This is a genomic window from Acetobacterium sp. MES1 (genome assembly GCF_002237635.1).
Taxonomy (GTDB): domain Bacteria; phylum Bacillota; class Clostridia; order Eubacteriales; family Eubacteriaceae; genus Acetobacterium; species Acetobacterium wieringae.
Genome location: NZ_MJUY01000023.1, coordinates 17277 through 39763, shown reverse-complemented (window position 1 = coordinate 39763; position 22487 = coordinate 17277). Strand labels below are relative to the sequence as shown.

At 45.4% G+C, this 22487-nt stretch carries 18 protein-coding genes; 12 read left to right on the top strand and 6 right to left on the bottom strand.

Annotated elements, in window-relative coordinates:
* Together BI182_RS08235 and BI182_RS08230 are read right to left on the bottom strand one after the other, a co-directional pair.
* A partial coding sequence (locus BI182_RS08235) for an IS3 family transposase (RefSeq protein WP_286806792.1) occupies positions 1 to 449 on the bottom strand: 449 nt, incomplete at its 3' end.
* A gap of 14 nt (positions 450 to 463) precedes the next feature.
* On the bottom strand, positions 464 to 754 hold the full coding sequence (locus tag BI182_RS08230; protein WP_286806790.1) for a transposase: 291 nt from the start codon (positions 752 to 754) through the stop codon (positions 464 to 466).
* A gap of 128 nt (positions 755 to 882) precedes the next feature.
* On the opposite strand from BI182_RS08230, the gene BI182_RS08225 reads away from it, so the two are divergent.
* The 12 genes from BI182_RS08225 (at position 883) to BI182_RS08170 (ending at position 17477) form a co-directional block, all read left to right on the top strand.
* Entirely contained in the window at positions 883 to 2520 is a 1638-nt protein-coding gene (locus tag BI182_RS08225) for an MBL fold metallo-hydrolase RNA specificity domain-containing protein (RefSeq protein WP_286806788.1), read from the top strand.
* 95 nt (positions 2521 to 2615) lie between these two features.
* Positions 2616 to 4004, top strand: coding sequence for an aminotransferase-like domain-containing protein (locus BI182_RS08220; protein ID WP_286806787.1), 1389 nt, complete (start codon positions 2616 to 2618; stop codon positions 4002 to 4004).
* Between the two features lie 90 nt (positions 4005 to 4094).
* Positions 4095 to 4844, top strand: a complete 750-nt coding sequence (locus BI182_RS08215) for an AzlC family ABC transporter permease (RefSeq protein WP_148636489.1) — start codon at positions 4095 to 4097, stop codon at positions 4842 to 4844.
* Positions 4834 to 5178, top strand: coding sequence for a branched-chain amino acid transporter permease (locus BI182_RS08210; RefSeq protein ID WP_070369471.1), 345 nt, complete (start codon positions 4834 to 4836; stop codon positions 5176 to 5178). Before BI182_RS08215 ends, BI182_RS08210 begins: the two co-directional genes overlap by 11 nt.
* 164 nt (positions 5179 to 5342) lie before the next feature.
* On the top strand, positions 5343 to 5762 hold the full coding sequence (locus BI182_RS08205) for an MORN repeat-containing protein (RefSeq protein WP_286806784.1): 420 nt from the start codon (positions 5343 to 5345) through the stop codon (positions 5760 to 5762).
* Between the two features lie 190 nt (positions 5763 to 5952).
* The gene (locus BI182_RS08200; RefSeq protein WP_148636491.1) at positions 5953 to 6651 is read left to right on the top strand and encodes a TrmB family transcriptional regulator; all 699 of its coding nucleotides are present in this window, start codon (positions 5953 to 5955) and stop codon (positions 6649 to 6651) included.
* 1 nt (position 6652) lies between these two features.
* Positions 6653 to 7906, top strand: coding sequence for a diaminopimelate decarboxylase (locus BI182_RS08195; protein WP_070369473.1), 1254 nt, complete (start codon positions 6653 to 6655; stop codon positions 7904 to 7906).
* 193 nt (positions 7907 to 8099) lie between these two features.
* Complete coding sequence (locus BI182_RS08190; protein WP_286806780.1) at positions 8100 to 9335, top strand: LL-diaminopimelate aminotransferase; 1236 nt, start codon at positions 8100 to 8102, stop codon at positions 9333 to 9335.
* Positions 9336 to 9534: 199 nt separating this feature from the next.
* The gene (gene htpG / locus BI182_RS08185) at positions 9535 to 11430 is read left to right on the top strand and encodes a molecular chaperone HtpG (RefSeq protein ID WP_286806778.1); all 1896 of its coding nucleotides are present in this window, start codon (positions 9535 to 9537) and stop codon (positions 11428 to 11430) included.
* A 554-nt stretch (positions 11431 to 11984) separates the two neighbouring features.
* Positions 11985 to 13517, top strand: coding sequence for an ABC-F family ATP-binding cassette domain-containing protein (locus BI182_RS08180; RefSeq protein WP_286806776.1), 1533 nt, complete (start codon positions 11985 to 11987; stop codon positions 13515 to 13517).
* A 125-nt stretch (positions 13518 to 13642) separates the two neighbouring features.
* A complete protein-coding gene (locus BI182_RS08175; protein ID WP_286806774.1) occupies positions 13643 to 16120 on the top strand; it encodes a LuxR C-terminal-related transcriptional regulator in 2478 nt (825 codons plus the stop codon).
* 169 nt (positions 16121 to 16289) lie between these two features.
* Positions 16290 to 17477, top strand: coding sequence for an anaerobic nitric oxide reductase flavorubredoxin (locus BI182_RS08170; RefSeq protein WP_286806794.1), 1188 nt, complete (start codon positions 16290 to 16292; stop codon positions 17475 to 17477).
* 124 nt (positions 17478 to 17601) lie between these two features.
* Here the strand turns inward: BI182_RS08170 and asrC are convergent, their stop codons facing one another.
* The 4 genes from asrC to hcp form a co-directional block, all read right to left on the bottom strand.
* Positions 17602 to 18570 carry a sulfite reductase subunit C gene (asrC, locus tag BI182_RS08165; protein WP_286806772.1) on the bottom strand — a complete coding sequence of 323 codons (969 nt, stop codon included), beginning with the start codon at positions 18568 to 18570 and terminating at the stop codon, positions 17602 to 17604.
* Positions 18571 to 18580: 10 nt separating this feature from the next.
* Positions 18581 to 19378, bottom strand: a complete 798-nt coding sequence (gene asrB, locus BI182_RS08160; protein ID WP_228883521.1) for an anaerobic sulfite reductase subunit AsrB — start codon at positions 19376 to 19378, stop codon at positions 18581 to 18583.
* On the bottom strand, positions 19379 to 20392 hold the full coding sequence (asrA, locus tag BI182_RS08155) for an anaerobic sulfite reductase subunit AsrA (RefSeq protein WP_286806769.1): 1014 nt from the start codon (positions 20390 to 20392) through the stop codon (positions 19379 to 19381).
* Positions 20393 to 20735: 343 nt separating this feature from the next.
* Positions 20736 to 22298 (bottom strand): hydroxylamine reductase, encoded by a 1563-nt coding sequence (gene hcp / locus BI182_RS08150; RefSeq protein ID WP_286806767.1) that lies wholly within the window; start codon positions 22296 to 22298, stop codon positions 20736 to 20738.
* Positions 22299 to 22487 lie beyond the last annotated feature (189 nt).

Here is a 22487-nt window from a genome sequence, read left to right as displayed (position 1 = left end):
TCGAAAATGGGTGCCAGATAAAGTTTTCCATCTTTACAGGGGATTTCTGTAATATCAGTAAGCCATTTTTGATTCGGCGCTTCCGCTGTGAAATCCTGTTTGATGAGGTTTTCAGACTTTTGCGCTTCGGCATCGGCTTTCGTGATCCCATTGGGTTTACGCTTCATGCGGATCATCAGATTATTTTCTTTGCAGATGCGGTAGATTGTCCTTAAACTCCCATGATAGTCCCGATTTAATCGAAGATAATCATAAATACGTCGAACACCATAATTGGCGTTTTCTTCATCTTCCTGAATTAACTCATAGATTTGCGCCAAAAGATTTGCGTGCTTATCCGGTTTGCTTTTTGAACGCAGAAATTTATAGTAACCCGATTCGCTGACACCAAGCGTACGACAGAGCAGGGCAACCGGCCAACGGTCCCGGCGGTCGGAAATATATGACATACGCTGCTGTTTCGCTATTTCTTTCGGCGCTTGACAAAAAAACCAAGCGCATCCTGAAGAATCTCAATCTCTTCTCTGGCTTCCCGAAGCTCTTTTTCGAGCTGTTTTAAACGGTTGGGATCTGTTATTGGGGTATTCCCTGGATTATCACAAAAACCAACCTTTCCGGTTTTAGCTTTGCTGATCCACGTGTACAAGGTATCGAGCTTTATACCTAACCTCTCTGCAGCTGCTTTGTTGCCGATCTCATTTGCCAATTTTAACGCTTCATAGCGTTCTTCGGCACTATATACTTTTTTCATCATTAGTCAGTCCTTTTTATTTTTATTTTACCTCATTTCCTTGCAATTTGGGACTGCACTTTTATGATAACACTCCATTGTTTAAAATACGACCTGCTTGAATTGGAAATTACACGAACAGGAGTAAGAAAATGAAAATAAAATTTTTAGGAGCGGCGATGTCTGTCACTGGTTCCTGTCATCTGGTGACGACCGATCACAGTAAATTTCTCATGGACTGCGGTTTGTTTCAGGGTAGTGAAGCACTGGAAGAATTAAACTATCAGGCCTTTGATTTTGATCCGGCTGAGATTGATTTTATACTATTAAGTCATGCTCATGTGGATCATTGCGGCCGGATTCCGTTGCTGGTTAAACAGGGATTTACCGGGAGAATTTACTGTACCGGGGCAACCGCCGAAATAGCCGATATCATGCTTCAGGACAGCGGCACTATTCACGAAATGGATGCGAAATGGATTAATAAACGAACAAGCCGTTCCGGACAGCGACAGGTTCAACCGCTGTACACCGAGGAAGATGCGGCCCGCTGCTCCCAGTATTTCTTTCCGGTAGCATATGGGCAATGTTTTGAGATTAATTCCCAAATCAAGATTCGTCTCAATGAAGCTGGCCATATATTGGGTGCTGCCATCATCGAAATGTGGATTGAGGACGGTGGAAAAACCACCAAGCTGGTTTATTCTGGGGATATTGGAGCCGTTAACCAGCGAATGCTCAATAATCCGACCCTGATTGCAGCGGCCGATTATCTGATTATGGAAACGACTTACGGCGATCGTGCCCATGAAACACAACAGGAAAGTGGTAAGCGGTTTCTGGAAATTATTTTTAAAACAGTGGCCCGGGGGGGGACGGTGGTCGTACCGGCCTTTGCGCTGGGGAGAACCCAGGATCTGATTCATGAACTGGAACTGTTTTATGACCACCATGACTTTCATCAGAATCAGTTGGACAAAGTAAACGTCTATATTGACAGCCCTTTGGCCACTGATGCCACGGCCATTTTCCGGAAAAATGCCCATTATTTCAATGAAGCAATCAAAGAGCGGATCAAAAATGGTGAGGAGCTTTTTTATTTCAGAAATCTCAATTTTACAAAGAGCATCGATCAGTCCAAGGCCCTCAATGAGAATGCTTCACCGAAGGTCATTATTTCTTCCAGCGGAATGGCTGATGCTGGTCGGGTTCGACATCATCTGAAACACTATCTCTGGAAACCGAAATCCAGCATTATTTTTGTCGGCTATCAGGCAGAAGGCACCACCGGACGGGCAATTATCAGTGGTGAAAAGTACGTTCGCATTCTCCGTGAACGTATTCATGTCAGTGCCGAAATATATTTTCTGGAAGGATTCTCAGCCCATGCCGATAAAAATGATCTGCTGAAGTGGCTGTCAGGATTTAAAGAGAAACCAAAAAAAATATTCCTGGTGCACGGGGAAGAAACAGCCAAAAAGACCTTTGCCGATACGGTAAAAAGAATCTTGGGTTTTGACTGTACGGTGGTTGAGGATGTATCCGAATACAGCCTGGATGACGATGCTTTGACGGTGGACGGAATCAAAGAACGGATTGATTTAAAAAATCAGATCAATAAACTAAAGGATAATCTGGGCGACATCCATGATGAACTGGATAATTTGCTGGCTATTCCTGGGGTAGAGATGAGTGAGGCATTTCCAGATGAAAAAGTGGAAGACCTCGAGGCTATGACTAGAGATCTTAAAAAAACTTGCGAAGAATTAAAAATCATGATTAAAAATTAACATGATTTGATTAAACCAGAAAACCCCTGCCAACTTGACGTTTGCAGGGGTTTTCGATAGAATGGGAAAAATAGTGTTTTAAAGGAGTTAGAGCCATGCCAGTTAATTCATTTGAAGATTATCCAATGTCCTGGAAACCCGTCCTGAATCATCAGGTAAAACCCTTGCACCTCTCCCTGGCCCGGCAAATGGAGCAAGACATCAAAACCGGGAAGCTCTTACCGGGAACAAAGCTGCCACCGCAGCGGGAACTGGCAGATTTTCTGGATATTAATGTCAGCACCGTCTCCAAGGCCTGCAAGGTTTGTGAGTTAAAAGGGCTCCTCAGTGCTACTGTCGGGAGTGGCACCTTTGTGTCCTTCGATGCCCTGGCTAATGCTTATCTGCTGCCAGATGATAAACCCCGGAATCTGATTGAGTTGGGCGCAGTTTTTCCGGATACAGCCACCTTTTCGCCACTCATTGGTTGTTTGAAAGATATGCTTAACGAAGCTGATGCCGATAAACTATTTAATTACAGCCGACCCAACGCAAATATCTGGTTGAAAGATACGGCAGTGAAGCTGATGGAAAAAGGAGGATTTTGTCCAGCACCGGCAAACATCTTGTTTTCCAACGGTGGTCAAAACGCCATATCAGCCATTCTGGCTGGACTATGCCGTCATGGTGACAAAATCGGAGCTGATCCCCACACCTATTCCGGGCTTAAAACGACTGCTTCAATGTTGGGGATACAGCTGATTCCCATTCGTCATCGTGATGGGGAAATGGATGGTGATGCACTGATGGATAGCTGTCGCAATGAAAACATTAAGGGGATTTATCTGATTCCGGATCATCACAATCCCACCACTCATACGATGTCCATTGACCGTCGTCGTGCGTTGGCAGAGATTGCCAGAGAGCAGAATATTTTTATCATCGAGGACGGGGCCTATCATTTACTGGCAGAAAATGCCCGGCCAGCCGTGGCATCCTTTGCTCCGGAGCAGACCATTTATATCGCCAGTATGTCAAAAACCCTGGCACCCGGTTTACGGATGGCCTATCTGTCGGTGCCCCAGGCTTACCGCAAACAAGTATCAAAGGCTTTGTATAACCTCAATATCTCCGTTTCGCCGCTAATGGCCGTGCTGGCAGCCCGGGTTATTGTCTCGGGCCAGCTGGATCAATTTATTAAAAGCCATCAGCAAAATGCCAGACAGCGCAATCAATTGGTAAATCGCAACCTCAGCGACTATCTCTGTCACGGCGACGAAACCAGCATCTTTCGGTGGCTGGAGTTGCCTGGGACGATAACCGGATCTGTTTTTGAGGCGCTGGCAATGGAGCAGGGGGTTCGAGTTTACGGTGCCGAGCGATTTACCGTCGGCAATAGTATCCCCAGTCGGGCAGTCCGGATGTCGGTCTGTGCTCCGGAAACCCTGGCTGAATTGGAACAGGGACTGATCATATTAAAAAACCTTCTGGATGATTGCGGTTAATTTGTACGCCATACATTTAATTTATTGTATGGCGTATTTTTGCGTGTTAAAATAAAGCAAAAATCGTACTAAATAGTAAGGGAGTGTCTCATGAAGAGTTTTATTTTTGCCTTTAAACAAACAATTCCTGTACTGTTTCCATATTTGTTTATTGGGATCGCTTTTGGCGTTTTGATGGATGAGGCGGGTTATACCGCGGGGTGGTCACTCATTTCGGGTCTTTTTATTTATGCCGGATCGATGCAGATCGTGATGGTTTCGCTGCTTACCGCTGGCGCTTCACTGGGTACCATTGCGATGATGACTTTTTTTGTCAATGCCCGGCATATTTTTTATGGTCTTGCCTTTATTGAGCGATTCCGGAAGATGGGACGAAAGTATCCATATATGGTTGTAACCTTGACTGATGAGGTGTACTCCATCCTGTGTAATATTAAATATCCAGTGGATGTGGATGCCCGGCAGAGTGATTTCTATATAACCCTGATTCTGCATCTGGTCTGGATTTTAAGCTGTCTGGCAGGGGCTCTATTTGGACAGTTGATCCCCTATGATCTGACTGGAATCGAATTTTCTGCGACGGCTTTTTTTATTACCGTCTGCATGAATCAGTGGAAGTCGATGAATTCACACTGGCCAGCTCTTACCGGGTTAATCAGCGCCGTGGTATTTTATACTATTCTGGGCCCCAATCAGTTTATTTTGCCAGCCTTAACCCTCAGTGTGCTGGTGCTGATTATGATGAAACCGAGATTAACAGCTGGACAAAAAATGCAACCGGTAAAAGAGTGTAAGCCAGCGTCAATTGACGGGGAAGAGGAGATCATCTATGAATACTAACTGGATCAGCACCATCGAAGCATTGGCAGTGGTAGCGCTGGTAACGATTTTTACCCGAGCACTGCCGTTCCTGTTTTTTGGCGGCAAAAAAAAATTACCAGATACGGTCAGCTATCTGGGAACGGTTTTACCGGCAGCAATCATGATTATATTGGTGGTTTTTTGTTTGCGAAATACGATTTTGACTGCTTATCCCTATGGATTAGCAGAGCTATTAAGTGTGGCTGCGGTGATTATTGTTCATTGCCTCAGAAATAATGTTTTTTTAAGCATTGCTGCCGGAACGGGACTGTATATGGTATTAATTCGAACGCTGTTTTTGATCGGCAGCTGACTGCTTGGGTGACTTCATCTATTTGGTTGATCAGAAAAATGTGTAAATTATTACCCAACGAGCCGTTTTAATATTTATTAACTGCTCTCGATGCGATATAATGAAATCATAATTCTTGATTAGCTGAGACAGCAGAAAAGGATGCAAAAAAATAGGGGGAACAAATGAGCACAAAGATGATTTCAAGATTAGTTACGTTATTAATGGTGTCAGGTCTGCTGTTGATAACCAGTGGTTGCGTTCGCACCCATACTTTTGGTGGTGGCGTCTATACCGGAGAATGGAAAAATGGCATGCCGAACGGTTACGGCAAGTTTGAGTATTCTGAGAATGTGATCTATGAAGGCGAATGGAAGGATGGCAAGCTGCATGGCCAGGGGACAGCCACTGGATATGAGGGAACAAAATTTCAGGGCGAATGGAAGTATGGCAAGCTGGATGGTTACGGAACCAAGACGGATCAGGGCAACACCTATGTGGGGGAGTTTAAAGAAGGCATGATGCATGGAAAAGGTACGCTGACCATGGCTGACGGAACCATCTATGCGGGCACCTTTGCCAACGATCAATATGTTGGGCCTTAAAAATAAACGAACCGAGTTAACTGCATGAATTTTACATGCAGTTTTTTTATAATCATTCTTGACAGCTAAACAAAACTAGTGTAGACTTACTAAGTAGGAACACTATATATTACACACGTTAAAAAACGGAACTGGTGATTAAAGTGTTATGGTAAAAGTGCCAACAGACTAGTAATAAGGACTGATGATTATGGAAATAGTTGAACGATTGACACAATTTGGGCTGACCCGCCATGAGGCGGTGATTTATTTAACCCTGCTGTCCGAAGGCGATTTGAACGGGTATGAGGTGGCCAAGACGACCGGTATCTCAAGATCCAATGCCTATACCTCGCTGGCGTCCCTGGTGGAAAAAGGGGGGGCTTACGTGATCGAGGAAGCAACCATCCGTTATACCCCGGTAGCTATTTCTGAATTCTGTGACAATAAGATTCGAAAGCTCCAGGCTGCCAGGCAGGAGCTGATTGATACCATTCCCCGCAAACGGGATGCGGTGGAAGGTTATATCACCATCAAAGGAGAAGGGAATATCCTTAATAAACTGCGCAATATGATTCTGGAAGCCCGGGAGCGGGTATACATTTCGGTACCCGGTCAGATTCTGGAAACCGTAACCCCGGATATAAAAGCAGCGATTGACCGGGGTATCAAGATGGTGATCATCACTAATGGTAGCTGGGAGCTGGCAGGAACGATTATCCATCGTTCCGATCAACCGCTCCAGCAGATTCGGCTGATTGCCGATTCCACCAATGTCCTTACCGGAGATATCAATAATGGCGAGTATTCCACCTGCCTTTATTCCCGGAAACAGAATCTGGTGGATTTGTTTAAAGACGCCATGAAAAATGAAATAAAGCTGATTGAAATGACGAAAGGAAATCAATAATATGAAAAAAACGTTTGTTAACAAAGAAAAGTTAGAAGCAATTGTCAAACAATACCCAACTCCATTCCATCTGTATGATGAAAAAGGTATCCGCGAAAATGTTCGTAACCTCCAGGAGGCATTTTCCTGGAATAAGGGTTATAAAGAATACTTTGCCGTCAAAGCGACGCCCAACCCGACTATTTTGCAGATATTAAAAGAAGAAGGCTGTGGGGTTGACTGCTCATCCTATACGGAACTGATGATGTCAGATACAGTTGGTTTTGCTGGTGAGGATATCATGTTTACCTCCAATGTGACGCCTCGGGAAGATTTTGTTTTAGCACGAAAGCTTAATGCCCTGATTACCCTGGATGATATTACCCATATTGACTTTCTGGAAGAGGTGGCAGGACTGCCGGAAACGATCAGCTGCCGCTTTAATCCCGGTGGCGACTTTGTTATCGATAACGCCATTATGGATACTCCCCAGGTGGCTAAATATGGTTTCACCCGGGAACAGATGTCAGAAGGATTTGCGATCTTAAAAGATAAAGGCGTTAAGCATTTTGGAATTCATGCTTTTTTAGCCAGCAACACCATTGCCAATGAATACTATCCGGCTTTGGCCCGGATTCTGTTTCAGACGGCGGTGGAGCTGAATCAGGAAACGGGGGCTCACATTGCCTTTATCAACCTGTCCGGTGGGGTTGGGATTCCCTATCTGCCCGATCAGCAACCCACCGATATTTATGAAGTCGGCCGGGGCGTTCAAAAAGCCTTTGAAGAAATACTGGTACCGGCTGGCATGGGCGATATTGCCATCTACACTGAACTCGGCCGTTTTGTACTGGGACCATTTGGTCATCTGATTACCACTGCCCTCCATGAAAAACATACCCACAAAGAATATATTGGTCTTGATGCCTGTGCGGCCAACCTGATGCGACCGGCCATGTATGGGGCCTATCATCACATCACCGTGATGGGTAAGGAAGATGCCCCCTTGGATCACGTTTACGATGTCACCGGGGGCTTATGTGAAAATAACGACAAGTTCGCCATCGACCGCAAGCTTCCTAAAATTGATATCGGTGATCTGGTGGTTCTTCACGATACTGGGGCCCACGGTTTTGCCATGGGCTACAACTACAACGGCAAGCTGCGTTCTGCAGAAGTACTGCTAAAAGAAGATGGCAGCACCGAACTGATCCGTCGGGCTGAAACCCCAGCGGACTATTTCGCCACCCTGGATTTTTCCAAGTGGAAAAAGTAGTTTTAAATAGTAACACTAATATTAAAAAAACTGAGTACCTAAAAATGTTACATCATGTTGTATGCATCAGGGCGAACAGGTCATTGACCTGTTCGATCCTGCAGCATACAACAGATTAACATTTGTCGGTACGGTTCTTTCAAGAGGACTTTATTAAATTATCAAGAGACGATAACGAAAGGAAAAAAATAAAATGGCATTAATTAATGAAAATTATCTAAAACTACCTGGATCCTACCTATTTTCAGAAATCGCACGACGGGTGGAAGCTTATAAAGCGGCCAATCCGGAGGCAAACATCATTCGATTGGGGATTGGTGATGTGACGAAACCGCTACCCGAAGCAGTCATCACCGGCTTACATAGCGCAGTTGACGAAATGGCCAGCGAAAAGACATTTAAGGGCTATGGCCCAGAACAGGGCTATGATTTCCTGCTGGAAAAAATTATCGAGTTTGATTTTAAAGCCCGGGGCGTTGAACTGGCGGTGGACGAAATCTTTGTCAGTGACGGTTCCAAAAGCGACACTGCCAATTTTCAGGAAATCTTCAGTCAGAATACCAGAATTGCTATCACCGATCCGGTATACCCGGTCTATGTCGACAGCAACGTTATGGCTGGTCGCAGTGGTACCTTAGGGGCCGATGGCAAATGGAGCGACATGGTCTACATTCCCTGTACCGCTGAAAATGGCTTTGTTCCCCAATTACCAACCGAAAAGGTGGATCTGATCTATCTTTGTTTTCCCAATAACCCGACTGGCACCACCATTAATAAAACCGAACTGAAAAAGTGGGTGGATTATGCCAAAGCTAACCAGGCCATTATTCTGTATGACGCAGCTTATGAAGCCTATATTCAGGAAGATGATGTCCCTCATAGTATCTATGAGATCGAAGGTGCCAAAGCGGTTGCCATTGAATTCCGTAGCTTCTCAAAAAATGCTGGCTTCACCGGAACCCGTTGCTCCTATGTGGTGGTGCCCAAAGAAGTGATGGGCTACACTGAAGCCGGGGAGCCGGTTGAAATCAATAAACTATGGAACCGTCGCCACTGTACTAAATTCAATGGTGTGCCCTACATCATTCAAAAAGGCGCTGAAGCGGTGTATACCGAAGCCGGTCAAGCGCAGATTAAGGCTCTGGTGGCATACTATATGAATAACGCCAAGATGATCCGTGAAGGGGTTGCCAGTACTGGCATTGAAGTTTTTGGCGGTGTCAATGCTCCCTATATCTGGCTGAAAACGCCAGAGGGCATGGATTCATGGAGCTTCTTTGACAAACTCCTCACCGAGGTCAACATTGTCGGAACTCCTGGGGTGGGCTTTGGTCCCAGCGGTGAAGGCTATTTCCGACTAACCGCTTTCGGCAGCAAAGAAAACACTGAAGAAGCGATCCGACGTTTCACCACCGAATTTAAATTATAAGATCCTGCTAAACAAAAGATACCCGGCAACAATGCTTGTCCGGGTATTTTTTATGGGAATAGTTACTTACCCCAAAGCAGTCATTCAGCCTTAAAAAATCATTAAAAGTGTTGACACTTTTAATAAAGTTACTTACAATGTTGTTAGCACTCTTTCAGAAAGAGTGCTAACAATATACAAAATGAAGAAGAGGTATGTTATGGAAAAGAAGCAGTTTAAATCAGAATCCAAACGTCTGATGGATTTGATGATCAATTCGATTTATACCAATAAAGAAATTTTTCTCCGAGAATTGATATCAAATGCATCGGATGCCATCGACAAGGTTTACTACAAAACATTAACCGACAAAGATAAAACCTTTAATAAAGACGACTACTATATCCGGATTCATCCCGACAAGGACAACCGCACCCTGACCATTGAAGACACCGGGATCGGGATGACCGAAGCAGAACTGGACGATAATCTGGGGACCATTGCCAAAAGCGGCTCCAGCGATTTCAAAAGCGAACAGGAAATGGAAGAAGACTTTGACATCATCGGTCAGTTTGGGGTCGGTTTCTATTCGGCTTTTATGGTGGCTGATAAGGTTATCGTGGAAACCAGGGCGGTTGATTCCGAGCAGTCTTATTTATGGGTTTCAGAAGGGGCTGACGGTTATACCATCGAACCGGGAACCCGCAAAACCCATGGTTCTAAAATTACCCTGCATCTCAAAGAAAATACCGAAGACAACAACTACGATGATTATCTGGAGCCCTACCGGATTCGTCATTTAGTGGAACATTACTCCAACTTTATCCGCTACCCCATTAAAATGGTGGTTGAAAACAGCCGCATTAAAGAAGAAACCAAAGAAAGCGACAAGCCGGAATATGAAACCTATCTGTCGGATGATGTGCTAAACTCAATGATCCCGATCTGGCGCAAAAATAAAAATGAATTAACTGATGAAGACTACAACAATTTTTATCATGACAAACGACTGGGCTTTGATGCTCCGCTGGCCCATGTTCACCTAAGCATTGAAGGGGCTATGAGCTACAAGGCGATTCTGTATATTCCCGGCCAGGCACCATTTGATTACTACACCCGGGACTATGAAAAAGGTCTGGAGCTTTATTCCAATGGCGTGCTGATTATGGAAAAATGCAGTGAGCTGCTGCCGGATTACTTCAGCTTTGTCAAAGGGGTAGTAGATTCGGAAGATATTTCCCTGAATATTTCCCGGGAAATGCTCCAGCAGGATCGTCAGCTGCGTCTGATCAGCCGTAAAATCGATTCCCGAATCTCCGAAGAACTGAAGAAAATGCAGGAAAACGATCGGGAAACCTATGAAAAATTCTTTAAAGCCTTTGGTAATCAGATCAAAGTGGGAACCTATGATAAATGGGGTCAGGACAAGGAAAAACTTCAGGACTTCCTGCTCTTCTATTCATCCAAAGAAGGCAAGATGGTGACCCTCAAGGAATACGTGGAGCGGATGCCGGAAGACCAGAAATACATCTACTACGCCACCGGTTCATCGGTCAGTCAGCTGGAAAAACTGCCTCAGGTTTCGATCATCAAGGACAAAGATTATGAGATCCTCTATTTAACCGAAACCATTGATGAGTTTGTTACCCAGACTTTAAGACAATACGGAGAAAAAGAATTCCGTTCCGTATCCAGCCAGAATCTGGGCCTGGAAGCGCCGGATGAAGATCAGAAAGACGAAGCAGAGCAGACTTCCGAAGTGGATGAAAAACTGCTGGCAAAAATGAAAGAACTGATTGGTGATGAGGTAGTCAAGGTAAAAACCACCGCTCATTTAAAAGATGACGTGGCTTATCTTTCCACCGAAGGGGATCTGTCCATTGAAATGGAAATGACCTTAAACACTATGCCTCAGGGCGGCGATGTGAAAGCCAAAAAAGTCCTGGAAATCAACAAAAACCATCCGGTTTATGAAAAACTGAAAGCTTTCTATGAAACCGATGATGCCCAGTTTGCCCTATACACCGAACTGCTTTATAATCAGGCCCGCCTGATTGCTGGCTTGCCACTGGACGATGTGGTGGCCTTTACCAAAAATATCAGCAAGCTGATGTAGATATAATCACAATACTTTCAGAAAACCAGTGTCGTTTAAGATGAATGGCGCTGGTTTTTTCTGCCATTTGACAAGTCCAGGCAATTTTGCTACACTAATAACAGTAACTGAAAGGTATGAGATGATGATTTTAACAATTGAAGCAGCTCTGACAATGGGATTATCGATGAGACATTGTTTAGAGCCTAAAGATAAAGTGTAAAACTTTTATTCTCATCGGTCTAAGCGCTTGATAGGATAGCAGTTTACTAGAGTTTATTGGCAAACTCCCGTACCGACCAATTGTTAATCTGTTGTTTCCTGCAGACTCGGACAGGCTATCGCCGTGTCCGCTCTGATGCAAACAACATGATATAACAATTGTCGGTACTACGTTATTTGTTTGATTATAGGCTATAGCATGCTATACTTTGTTTTACTGCGCCTAAACCGATAGCCATACAAAAAGTTTTAAGGCCATAACGCAATGCTCGTTATGGCCTTTTATAATGACAGAGAGTCAGTATAAGGGTGACTCTCTGTTTTTATTTTGTGAATTTTTAAAGGAGAAAAAAATGGGACTATTGGACGTTATCAATTTATCACATTCGTTTGGTGATAAAATTTTATATCAAGAGGCTTCCTTTGAACTGTTCAAAGGTGAGCACATGGGGATTGTCGGACGCAATGGTACTGGCAAGACCACTTTGTTAAATACCTTAATTGGTGAAATCATTCCCGATGGTGGGGAGATTCGCTGGCAAAAGGGTATTAAGGTCGGATATCTGGATCAGCATGCCCAGATTGATCAGGATATTACGGTGTTTGACTATCTGAAAACATCGTTTCATGAGCTCTACGAAACCGAAGCCCAGTTGACCAGAATTTATGAAAACATGGCTACCGACTGTAGTGAAAAAACCATGAACCGGGCCGCAGATCTGCAGAGCCTACTGGAAAACTCGGGCTTTTACGAACTGGAAAGCCGTGTTTTAAAAATTGCTGACGGTTTGGGAATTACCGCTTTGGGGATGGACACCATTCTGGAGACGCTCAGCGGCGGGCAGCGGGCCAAGGTCATTCTGGCCAAGCTGCTGCTGGAAGAACCCAATGTGCTGCTGCTGGATGAACCCACCAACTTTCTGGACAAGGAGCATGTGACCTGGCTCACCGATTATTTAAAAACCTATGAGGGCACCTTTCTGGTGATCTCCCATGACTTTGATTTCCTGGACAAGATTACCACCTGTGTCTGTGACATCGAATTCTGCACCATTAAAAAATACAGCGGTAATATTTCAAAGTTCATTGAGCTGAAAGGTCTCAGACGGGAAAGTTATATCCGGGAATTTGAGGCCCAGAAAAAAGAGATCAAGAAATTTGAAGACTATATTTCCAAAAACAAAGCCCGGGCTGCCACCGCCAGTATGGCCAAAAGCCGGCAGAAGCAATTGGATAAAATTGATCGGCTGCCACCACCGGAACTGGTGCCCAAACCCAATTTCCGCTTTAACGCATTGCACATTTCGGCCCAACGTTCTTTGAGTGCCAAAGATCTGGAAATTGGCTATGATTATCCGCTGCTATCTAAACTTAATTTTAAAATCGAGTCAGGTCAGAAAACCGTGATTACCGGGTTTAACGGGATTGGCAAATCCACCCTGCTTAAAACCCTGATCAAGCAGATCCCGGCGATTGTCGGCAAATTTAAATTTGCCGACAATATCAAGGTCGCCTATTTTGAACAGGATCTCAACTGGGATAATCCCACCCTGACCCCCATTCAGGTGGTCTCCGATGCTTATCCCAAACTGTCTCAGAGTCAGTTGCGGCGCTATCTGGCCCAGTGTGGTTTAAAGGCCAAAAGTATGCTTCAGAGCGTCGACACCCTTAGCGGTGGGGAACAGGCCAAGGTTAAAATCTGCATCCTGATGCTGACACCGGCCAATTTTTTAATCCTTGATGAGCCGACCAACCACCTCGATGCCGATGCCAAAGAGGTGTTAAAAAAAGAGCTGATCAAATGGACTGGCAGTCTGATTCTGGTCTCCCATGAATCCTCTTTTTATGAGGACTGGGCTGATGCGATCATCAATATAGAAGGTTAATGCCAATAATAAACGATGTCCTCAAAAAAAACTTAACAGATGTAAAAAATCCGGCTATAATAAATTAATCGGTAGTTATAATTTGCCTGATCGAAAATAAAATCACACAATGAAATGAGACATTCGTGAAAATACAATTTTTACAGCGAGAACGCATCAATAAAATATTGGCCAATCTTTTTGATTATCCGTTGACCATCGTCGAAGCGCCCATGGGTTACGGAAAAACAACGGCAGTCCGGAATTTTCTTAAAGCAGCGGGGCATCAGCCGATCTGGATCACATTTCAGCCGGAGACGGGGTTTATTGATTATTACTGGCACAAATTTGCCACCGCAGTTAGCCGGATCGATCAAGCCAGTGGCGAGACCCTGAAACAGCTGGGCTTTCCGGTGGATGTCCCGCAGATGGATCAGGTAATTTCGGTGCTGTCGGACATGGTTAGTGATGAGAAAATTATTCTGGTGTTGGATGACTATCACTTGACCAATAGCGAACCGCTGAATCGCCTGGTGGCGCTGATTGTTTCGGAGGGGATCGAAAATTTTACTCTGATCCTGATCACCCGCAATACGGTTCATTTAAACAGCGCCGAACTGGTGGCCAAAGGATATTGTCAATTGATCAATCAGGATCTGCTCAAATTCACCGAGGCAGAAGTCCGGGATTATTGCCTGATGATGATGGACACCATTTCTGAAAAAGATGTACAGCAAGTAAACGACTATGCCGGCGGCTGGATAACCCTGACCTATATGCTGCTGCTTGGACTGGAGCAGGGGATTCCAGTGGGAATGAATATGACCATTGAAGAGCTGATCAATCAAACCATTTTTTCCGGTTATGACAACACCATCCAGGATTTTCTGATTCAACTGTCGGTGATGGACGCCTTTACCGAAGAACAGGCCCGGTTTATTACCAGCGAAGCCAAGGCTGGCGTGATTCTTGGTCATCTGAAAAAGGAAAACTCCTTTATTTATTTTGATGAGATCAATAAAAGCTATCAGATTCATCATGTGCTGCTGGATTTTTTGCGAACCAGACAGCGGTTTTCCCCAGAACAACGACAGATGGTGTATTATCGGTTGGGGGAATGGTATCTGATCCACCAGGAGTTTCCCAAAGCTTATCGTTATTTTTATCAGGCCGGCGCCGATCGGCGCATCCTTGAGCATTTAAATAATCCCGAAAATATCCGCAATGAGTTGGCTGAATTTGATGGCGCCGGGGAGCTGTTTGCCAAAACCCCGATCGCAGTGCTGCATCAATACCCGCTGGCCTATTTGCAGCATATTCTGGTTTCGCTGCTGCGGGGAAATGACGAAACGGCGGCGGTCTGCTGCCAACAGCTGGCCGAATTGGAGCAGTATTTTACCGCTTTGGATGATCACACCCGACCTGATAAAAACCGGATTTTGGCGGAGCTTAATATTGTCCGCAAGTTCACCCTCTTTAATCATGTCGAAGCGTCCACTGCCCGGAATGATCTGATCATTGAGCTGCTAAATGGGGAGCAGTCCTACATTATGCAGCGGGATAATGAGTTTACCTTTGGCTCGCCCCATTTACTTTACAATTATTTCAGGGATCCGGGGGCCTTCGAAAAAACCGCCGCCCTGGTGATCAAGAAATTTCCAGTTTACCCCCGCTATGCCAACGGCAATGGCACCGGTTCAGAACACCTGGCCAGGGCTGAATTTGCTCTGGAAACCGGCAACTGGACCGAGGCGCAAATAAACAGTGACAAGGCGATTTATAAAGCCCGAACCAAAGAGCAGTACAGAATTATCATTTGCGCCAACTTTAATTTAATTCGGCTGGAGATTTTTCAGGGGTATATCAATGACGCCCTGAATCGCTTCCGGGAATTGGAAAAAGAAATTCTGGCCGTCAAAAACCCTGTTTTCAACACCACACTGGATATTTGTAAGGGTTATATTTATGCCTGCCTGGATCAGGTGGAAAAAATTCCCTTTTGGCTCCAGATCGGCAATATGACCACGGCGGATCTGTTTTATCAGGGGGTGGCCTTTAATTATCTGGTTTATGGCAAGGCGGTTGTGGCCTCCCGGAATTTTGTCAAGCTTGAGGTACTGGTTGAAAGCTTTGGGGAGTATTTTTCGCTCTATCATAACCAGTTGGGCTTTATTCATAACGGCATTTTTGACGCCATTGCCAAATACCATCTTAACGGCCTGGGAGCTGGGCAAAAAGTCCTTAACCGGGTGCTCACCGAAGCACAGCCGGACGGGATTATCATGCCTTTTGTGGAGAATGCACCGCAGCTTTTGCCAATGCTCAAAGCGTCGGCGGCCGAGCACCCGGAGGACCCATATCGCCACAAACTGGTGTCACTGAGCGAAAGCTATTGTCAGAGTCTGAAAAATGGCGAATTGTTCCGGGTAACGCTGACCCAACGGGAACACGAAGTGTTACTGCTGACCGCCAGGGGGTTAAAGCGTGAAGAAATCGCCAATCGGCTTTTTATTGCTCCGGGCACGGTAAAAACCCATCTCCAGAATGTCTATAAAAAACTCGAAGTAAATGGTAAAAGTGCTGCCATCAAAACTGCAGTCAAAAATGGCTTGCTAAGCATTTGAAATAATTTAAAACACCGGTATTACAGTGATTGGTTGTAATATCGGTGTTTTTTTATCCACAGGTTGGGTAAAACAACCGATTATTTATAAGAATTCCGGGTAGATATCATTAAAGGATATTTTTAAGCGTAAGGTTTTGTGAATTTAGTAGTGTATGAGAGGGAAAATGATGAAGAAATTAATCAAAAACAATGTTAGCTGGGTTGGTAAAGTGGATTGGGAACTGCAGCAGTTTCATGGCAATGAATTTTCAACCAATCATGGTTCCACCTACAATTCCTATTTGATTCAAGAAGAAAAAACGGTATTAATTGACACGGTGTGGATGCCCTATGCCAAAGAGTTTGTTGAAAATCTCGCCCAGGTCATTGACTTGAGTGAGATCGACTATATTGTGGCCAACCATGGGGAAGTTGACCACAGCGGGGCCTTACCAGCACTGATGGAGAAAATTCCCGATGTACCGATTTACTGTACCGAAAACGCAGTTAAATCGTTAAAGGGTCAGTATCATCAGGACTGGAACTTCCAGGTGGTTAAAACCGGGGACAAGCTGGATCTGGGTAATGGCAAAGAACTGATTTTTGTGGAAATGAAGATGCTCCACTGGCCGGACAGTATGGCTACCTATATGACAGGGGACAATATACTATTCAGTAATGACGCCTTTGGCCAGCATTATGCCACCGAAAGATTGTCTAATAACCTGGTTGATCAATGTGACTTGTACAAAGAAGCGATGAAATATTATGCCAATATTCTCACCCCGTTCAGTGCCATCCTGCGGAAAAAACTGGACGAAATTATTGCCTTCAATCTGACCATTGATATCATTGCCACCAGCCATGGCGTGATCTGGAACGACAACCCGATGCAGATCGTTGAGAAATATGCCCAGTGGGCCGGAGATTATCAGGAAAATCAGATTACCATTATCTACGACACGATGTGGAACGGCACCAAAACCCTGGCTGAAAAAATAGCTGAGGGCATCGGTCTGACCGACCCGGATGTCGAAGTGAAGGTCTTCAACCTGGCCAAAAGCGATGAGAATGATCTGATCACCGAGGTCTTTAAATCAAAAACGGTGTTGATTGGCTCACCGACCATCGGCGGCAGTATTCTTCATTCCATTGCTGGTTTTGTTCACCTGATGAAAGAGCTGAAGTTTAAAAATAAAAAAGCCGCCGCCTTTGGCTGTTACGGCTGGAGCGGCGAGTCCACCAAGGTATTAAATGAATGGCTGACCGGTGCCGGCTTTGAAATCATCAACGAGGGCATCCGCAATCAGTGGAACCCGGACACCGCCCAACAGGAACTGGCCATTGACTTTGGCAAACAAATCGCCAAAGCTTAGAAATGGATTTGTGAATAATAAGAACATAATATAAAAAACGACTTAATCGTGAACTGAACCGACCCCCAAAAGTTAGACAAAAAATCTAACTTTTGGAGGTCGGTTTTTGTTCGATCATTAAAAATCAGACATAGTGTATGCCGCTCCAGTAAACGGGGTTTTTGACGATGGTGCGGGAATCCAGTTCCACGCCATCCATGGCCCATTTTTTAAATTCTTCAAAACCGGTGCGGTCAATGATGTAGCCGATGTGTTCTTTGCCGCCAGGAGCATCCCGGTCGATGTAATTGGTCACAAAACCGTAGGTGTTTTTGACAATTTTGATAATCGCATCTTCAGTGGCCCAGACCAGGAAGTCTTCAGCCAGCCGGGGATTCCGTTTGCCGGTACGACCCATGATCACCAGTCGGTAGTAGGTTTCCGGGCTGCGGGTCCAGGCCCGGGTGGGGCAGTTGATGACACATTCGCCGCAGCCCACACATTTTTCAGTGTTGCGGACAATCCGGTAGTTTTCCACCGACAAAGCATCCACCGATTTTTTCTTGCAGGCCTTGACGCAGGCCTGACAGCCCATACAACGTTCTTTTTCATATTGGGGTTCAGTCATACCGATGATCCCAAAATCATGCATCCGGGTTTTGATGCAGTCATTGGCACAGCCGGTGAAGGCCACCTTGAAATGCAGATCGTTGGGGAAGATTTCCTTCTCCATCCGCTTGGCAAAATTGGTGGTGTTATAGGTGGCAAAAGGACAGACATTGCTGCCGATGCAGGCCGAAACATTCCGGGTACCGGCGGAGGTATAACCCTTGCCGGGGATTTCCTGATTGATTTCCAGCTTTTCGATAATCGGCTGCAGTAGGGCATTGACGGTGTCGATGTCCCCGTATTTAATCCCCGGGATTTCAAAGCCCTGACGGGTGGTTAAATGGATCTTGCCATTACCATAGGTTTGGGCGATGTTCTGGATCAATGGCAGCAGCTCGGCGGTTAACAGTCCCCCGGGAACCCGGATTCGGGAAGCGGTTTCCCCACGAACCTTGGTGATGCGATAGGCATTCTTCTTTATCTTCTTGGTATTCAGATCTAACATGGCGCTCCTCCTAATCCTTTAAAAATTTTCCCTTGGTGTAATTAAATACCGGGCCGTCCAGACAAATATAGGTATCATCAATTTTACAGTGGCCGCATTTACCGATGCCACAACACATTTTTCGTTCCTGGGAGATCCACAGGTTTTCTTCGAAAAAGCCCTTGGCCAGCAGATCACTGATGACGCATTTCATCATGACCGGTGGACCAACGACGATGCCGACGGCTTCTTTAAGGTCTTTGACCAGCAGCTCGGGAATATAATGGGTGACCAGGCCGCAATTGCCGGAATAGTCATCATCCGGGTAATCAACGGTGAGGACCACCTTGATGTTCTTTTCCCACTCTTCAAAGTCTTTCTTGAAGAGCATATCCTTGGGGGATTTAAAGCCCACCAGCAGGGTAAAGCTTTTGCAGTCGTTCGGATGGGCCGAGAAATAATCAACAATCCCTTTAACCGGGGAAAGACCGGTACCGCCGGCCACCAGCAGAATTTCTTTGCCCTTGTAGTTCTCGATATCAAAACCATTGCCATAGGGCCCCCGTAAGAACAGGGTGTCACCCACATAATTTTCAAAGATCTCATCGGTAACCTTGCCGACTTTACGGATGGTCAGATCGACGGTGCCATCACCGATACCGCTGACTGAAATTGGTGCTTCCCCGAACTTCGGTAGGGATACCTCAAAAAACTGACCCGGTTTGACATCACCAGTGTAGGTCATCCGGAAGGTATATTCGATTTCGGTGTGTTTGATCACTTCAGTGATTTCCGAAAGAAAAGGAATATAAGGATTAAGTTCAGCCATTTAGTTTTCCTCCTTTGCGGTGTCATTGACTAGGGTGTTGAGCTTATTGATGCAATTGGCAAAAGAAATATATTCGGGACAGACATCGTCGCAGCGACCGCAGCCGATACACATATGGGTGCCGAAGCGCCGTTTATAGTCGTTGACCTTGTGCAGTACCTTAAAACGCATCCGTTGACCCTTGTCGTTTCGAAAGGCATGACCGCCGGCCATATCGGTATAACCATCGATATGACAGGATGCCCAAACCCGCCGCCGTTCGCCAGCTTTGCCGTTGTCGGTGTAGAAGATGTCCTGCATGGTGAAACAGGTACAGGTGGGACAGACAAAATTACAGCGGCCGCAGGCAATGCAACGATTGCCGTAATCCTCCCAGAAGGGGTCATCAAACAGGGTTTGGGGAACCGTTTCGGGAATTGTCACCACCGTCTCATTGGCGGTGACCGAATCCGGAATGACCGAGGCTGGAGTTGCTCCAGCCAGGGCAGCGTCGAGAGCATCCCAATGGCTGTCCACCAGTACGGTTTCGCCAGTTACTTTAAGATAAGCGTCATAATCATCACTGGTCTGGGTGCCCATGGACACACAGAAACAATTTTCAAAGGAGTTTTCGCAGCCCATTAGAATAAATTTGGTATTGTCCCGGAGCCGTTTGTAATAGGTGTCGACGGCACCGTTTTCCAGATAAATGGTATCCATCCGTTTCAGCCCGTGGAGATCACAGCTTCGCAAGAAAACAATGGCACCTTTCTTGGGAGCATCCGCTTCTTTCATTTCATTTTCGGTAAAGTAAAACAGGGTTTCAGAAATGGGGAGCAAGACCTCTTTAAACGAATAGTTAGATTTTTCAGCGAATTCAATTTCAGCAAGATCGGTGATTTGGCCGTAACGGATAGTGTCGATATGGACAAAGGTGCCATCGCCCACAAACCGTTTGGGGGCATAGATAACATAGTCTTTTGACAGGGCAGCAAAAATTGCATTCATTTTCGCTGTGGTTGTTTGGTAACCCATAAACAAGTCCTCCTTCAAATTTTTGGTAATTGTTGCAGTAAAACTGAAGTCTGTCAAAAGTCCTTTTTAGGGGATTTTTGACAGACTTTTTATTGGTTAGAAGATGTTAAAAATTGGTAAGTATTTAGATGTGTTGTCAAACAGGTACAACAGGTACCATCAGTGTGCCAAGTTGTATAAGTGCAGCGTTACACCAGTACCGACAATTGTTATATCATGTTGTACGCATCGGAGCGGACACGGCATCGCCTGTCCGATTCCGCAGCGAACAACAGATTAACAATTGGTCGGTACGATAGCCTCAGAACTCCGTGATGGTACCGTCAACGCAGTTGCGTTTAGATTAAGCTTGACCCAGACATTTTGCCAGGTCAGCTTCTGGTGTTGAGATGGGTCCGATATTGTAGTTTTCAACCAGGACGTTTAATACGTTTGGTGAAACAAAGGCTGGTAATGATGGTCCCAATAAGATGTTTTTAATGCCGAGGTGCAGCAGGGTCAACAGGATACAAACCGCTTTTTGTTCGTACCAGGACAATACCATCGACAGCGGCAGTTCGTTGACGCCACAGTCGAAGGCTTCAGCCAGGGCAACCGCAACCATAATCGCTGAGTAAGCATCATTACATTGGCCCATATCCATCAGTCGTGGCAAGCCGCCGATGGTGCCCAGATCCAGGTCGTTGAAGCGGTATTTGCCACAGGCCAGGGTCAGGACAACGGTGTCGTCAGGAGTTTGTTTAACGAAATCGGTGTAGTAGTTACGGCCTGGTTTCGCACCGTCACATCCGCCAACCAGGAAGAAGTGTTTGATGGCGCCGGCTTTAACAGCGTCGATGACCTTATCCGCTACGCCCAGCACCGTACCCCGGCCAAATCCGGTCAGGACTTTGTTACCGCCGTTGATTCCAGTCATGGCTTTGTCTTCCGGATATCCGCCCAGTTCCAGCGCTTTGGCAATCACAGGAGCAAAGTCTTTTTCTTTGCCAACATGGATCATTCCGGGGTATTGAACCACATCAGTGGTGAAAATACGGTCTGAATAGCTTTCTTTTACTGGCATAATGCAGTTGGTAGTGAACAGAACTGGTGCTGGAACATCAGCAAATTCTTTTTGTTGATTCTGCCATGCGGTTCCGAAGTTTCCTTTTAAGTGGGCATGTTTTTTGAGTTCTGGATAAGCATGGGCAGGTAACATTTCACCGTGGGTGTAAATATTGATGCCTTTTCCTTCGGTTTGTTCCAGTAATAATTTCAAATCATGTAAATCATGACCGGTAATGATGATAAATGGTCCTTTTTCAATGGTTAATGGCACTTCGGTGGGGACTGGGGTGCCGTAGGTTTCGGTGTTGGCTTTGTCAAGCAGCGCCATTACTTTTAAATTGATTTCTCCAGTTTTAAGCACCAGTGGTAGCAGTGTATCCATCCCTAAGTCAGAGCCTACAGCAGCTAAAGCTTGATAGAAGAAAGCATCAACGTCAGCGTCTTTGTAACCAAGTATTTCGGCATGATGAGCATAGGCCGCAACCCCTTTTATCCCTAACAGGATCAGGGTTTTTAAAGAACGGATGTCTTCGTTGTCGTCCCATAATTGGGCCATGTCATAATCTTCAGCGGTTGGATCAAGATCCGCTTTCATTTTGTCGACACAGGCGACCATCGCTTTGATGCTTTCGTCATCGAAGCTAACATTAGTAACCGTGGTAAACAGGGCTTTTTTAATACATGCATCAGTGGCTTCGGTGGCAGCCGTTTTTTGAACGGCTTTGGCCAGTCCAATACAGGCACCGACTAACTTATCCTGATCGCCGGCAACGACAGGTGTTTTACCACAGACACCGCTGACCTCACATCCCGTTCCTTTGGCCGTTTGTTCACATTGAAAACAAAACATATCTTTCATCTTTTTACCTCTCTCGTAAAATATTTTATCTGTTAACCCGAATTAACGGGAAATAACCATGCAATAGCACAACTACTTATAGTCTACCCAGAAACATTGCCTTATAACCCTTTATTCTTAAAAGCTTACAATTTTTTGTCTTTACAAACTTTAATCGTATTCATAAAAAATTCCGCAGTTTGGGTGATG

Coding starts and splice junctions, on each gene's coding strand:
- BI182_RS08230 (WP_286806790.1), bottom strand. CDS start 754: ATGATGAAAAAAGTATATAGTGCCGAAGAACGCTATGAAGCGTTAAAA.
- BI182_RS08225 (WP_286806788.1), top strand. CDS start 883: ATGAAAATAAAATTTTTAGGAGCGGCGATGTCTGTCACTGGTTCCTGT.
- BI182_RS08220 (WP_286806787.1), top strand. CDS start 2,616: ATGCCAGTTAATTCATTTGAAGATTATCCAATGTCCTGGAAACCCGTC.
- BI182_RS08215 (WP_148636489.1), top strand. CDS start 4,095: ATGAAGAGTTTTATTTTTGCCTTTAAACAAACAATTCCTGTACTGTTT.
- BI182_RS08210 (WP_070369471.1), top strand. CDS start 4,834: ATGAATACTAACTGGATCAGCACCATCGAAGCATTGGCAGTGGTAGCG.
- BI182_RS08205 (WP_286806784.1), top strand. CDS start 5,343: ATGAGCACAAAGATGATTTCAAGATTAGTTACGTTATTAATGGTGTCA.
- BI182_RS08200 (WP_148636491.1), top strand. CDS start 5,953: ATGGAAATAGTTGAACGATTGACACAATTTGGGCTGACCCGCCATGAG.
- BI182_RS08195 (WP_070369473.1), top strand. CDS start 6,653: ATGAAAAAAACGTTTGTTAACAAAGAAAAGTTAGAAGCAATTGTCAAA.
- BI182_RS08190 (WP_286806780.1), top strand. CDS start 8,100: ATGGCATTAATTAATGAAAATTATCTAAAACTACCTGGATCCTACCTA.
- htpG (WP_286806778.1), top strand. CDS start 9,535: ATGGAAAAGAAGCAGTTTAAATCAGAATCCAAACGTCTGATGGATTTG.
- BI182_RS08180 (WP_286806776.1), top strand. CDS start 11,985: ATGGGACTATTGGACGTTATCAATTTATCACATTCGTTTGGTGATAAA.
- BI182_RS08170 (WP_286806794.1), top strand. CDS start 16,290: ATGAAGAAATTAATCAAAAACAATGTTAGCTGGGTTGGTAAAGTGGAT.
- asrC (WP_286806772.1), bottom strand. CDS start 18,570: ATGTTAGATCTGAATACCAAGAAGATAAAGAAGAATGCCTATCGCATC.
- asrB (WP_228883521.1), bottom strand. CDS start 19,378: ATGGCTGAACTTAATCCTTATATTCCTTTTCTTTCGGAAATCACTGAA.
- asrA (WP_286806769.1), bottom strand. CDS start 20,392: ATGGGTTACCAAACAACCACAGCGAAAATGAATGCAATTTTTGCTGCC.
- hcp (WP_286806767.1), bottom strand. CDS start 22,298: ATGAAAGATATGTTTTGTTTTCAATGTGAACAAACGGCCAAAGGAACG.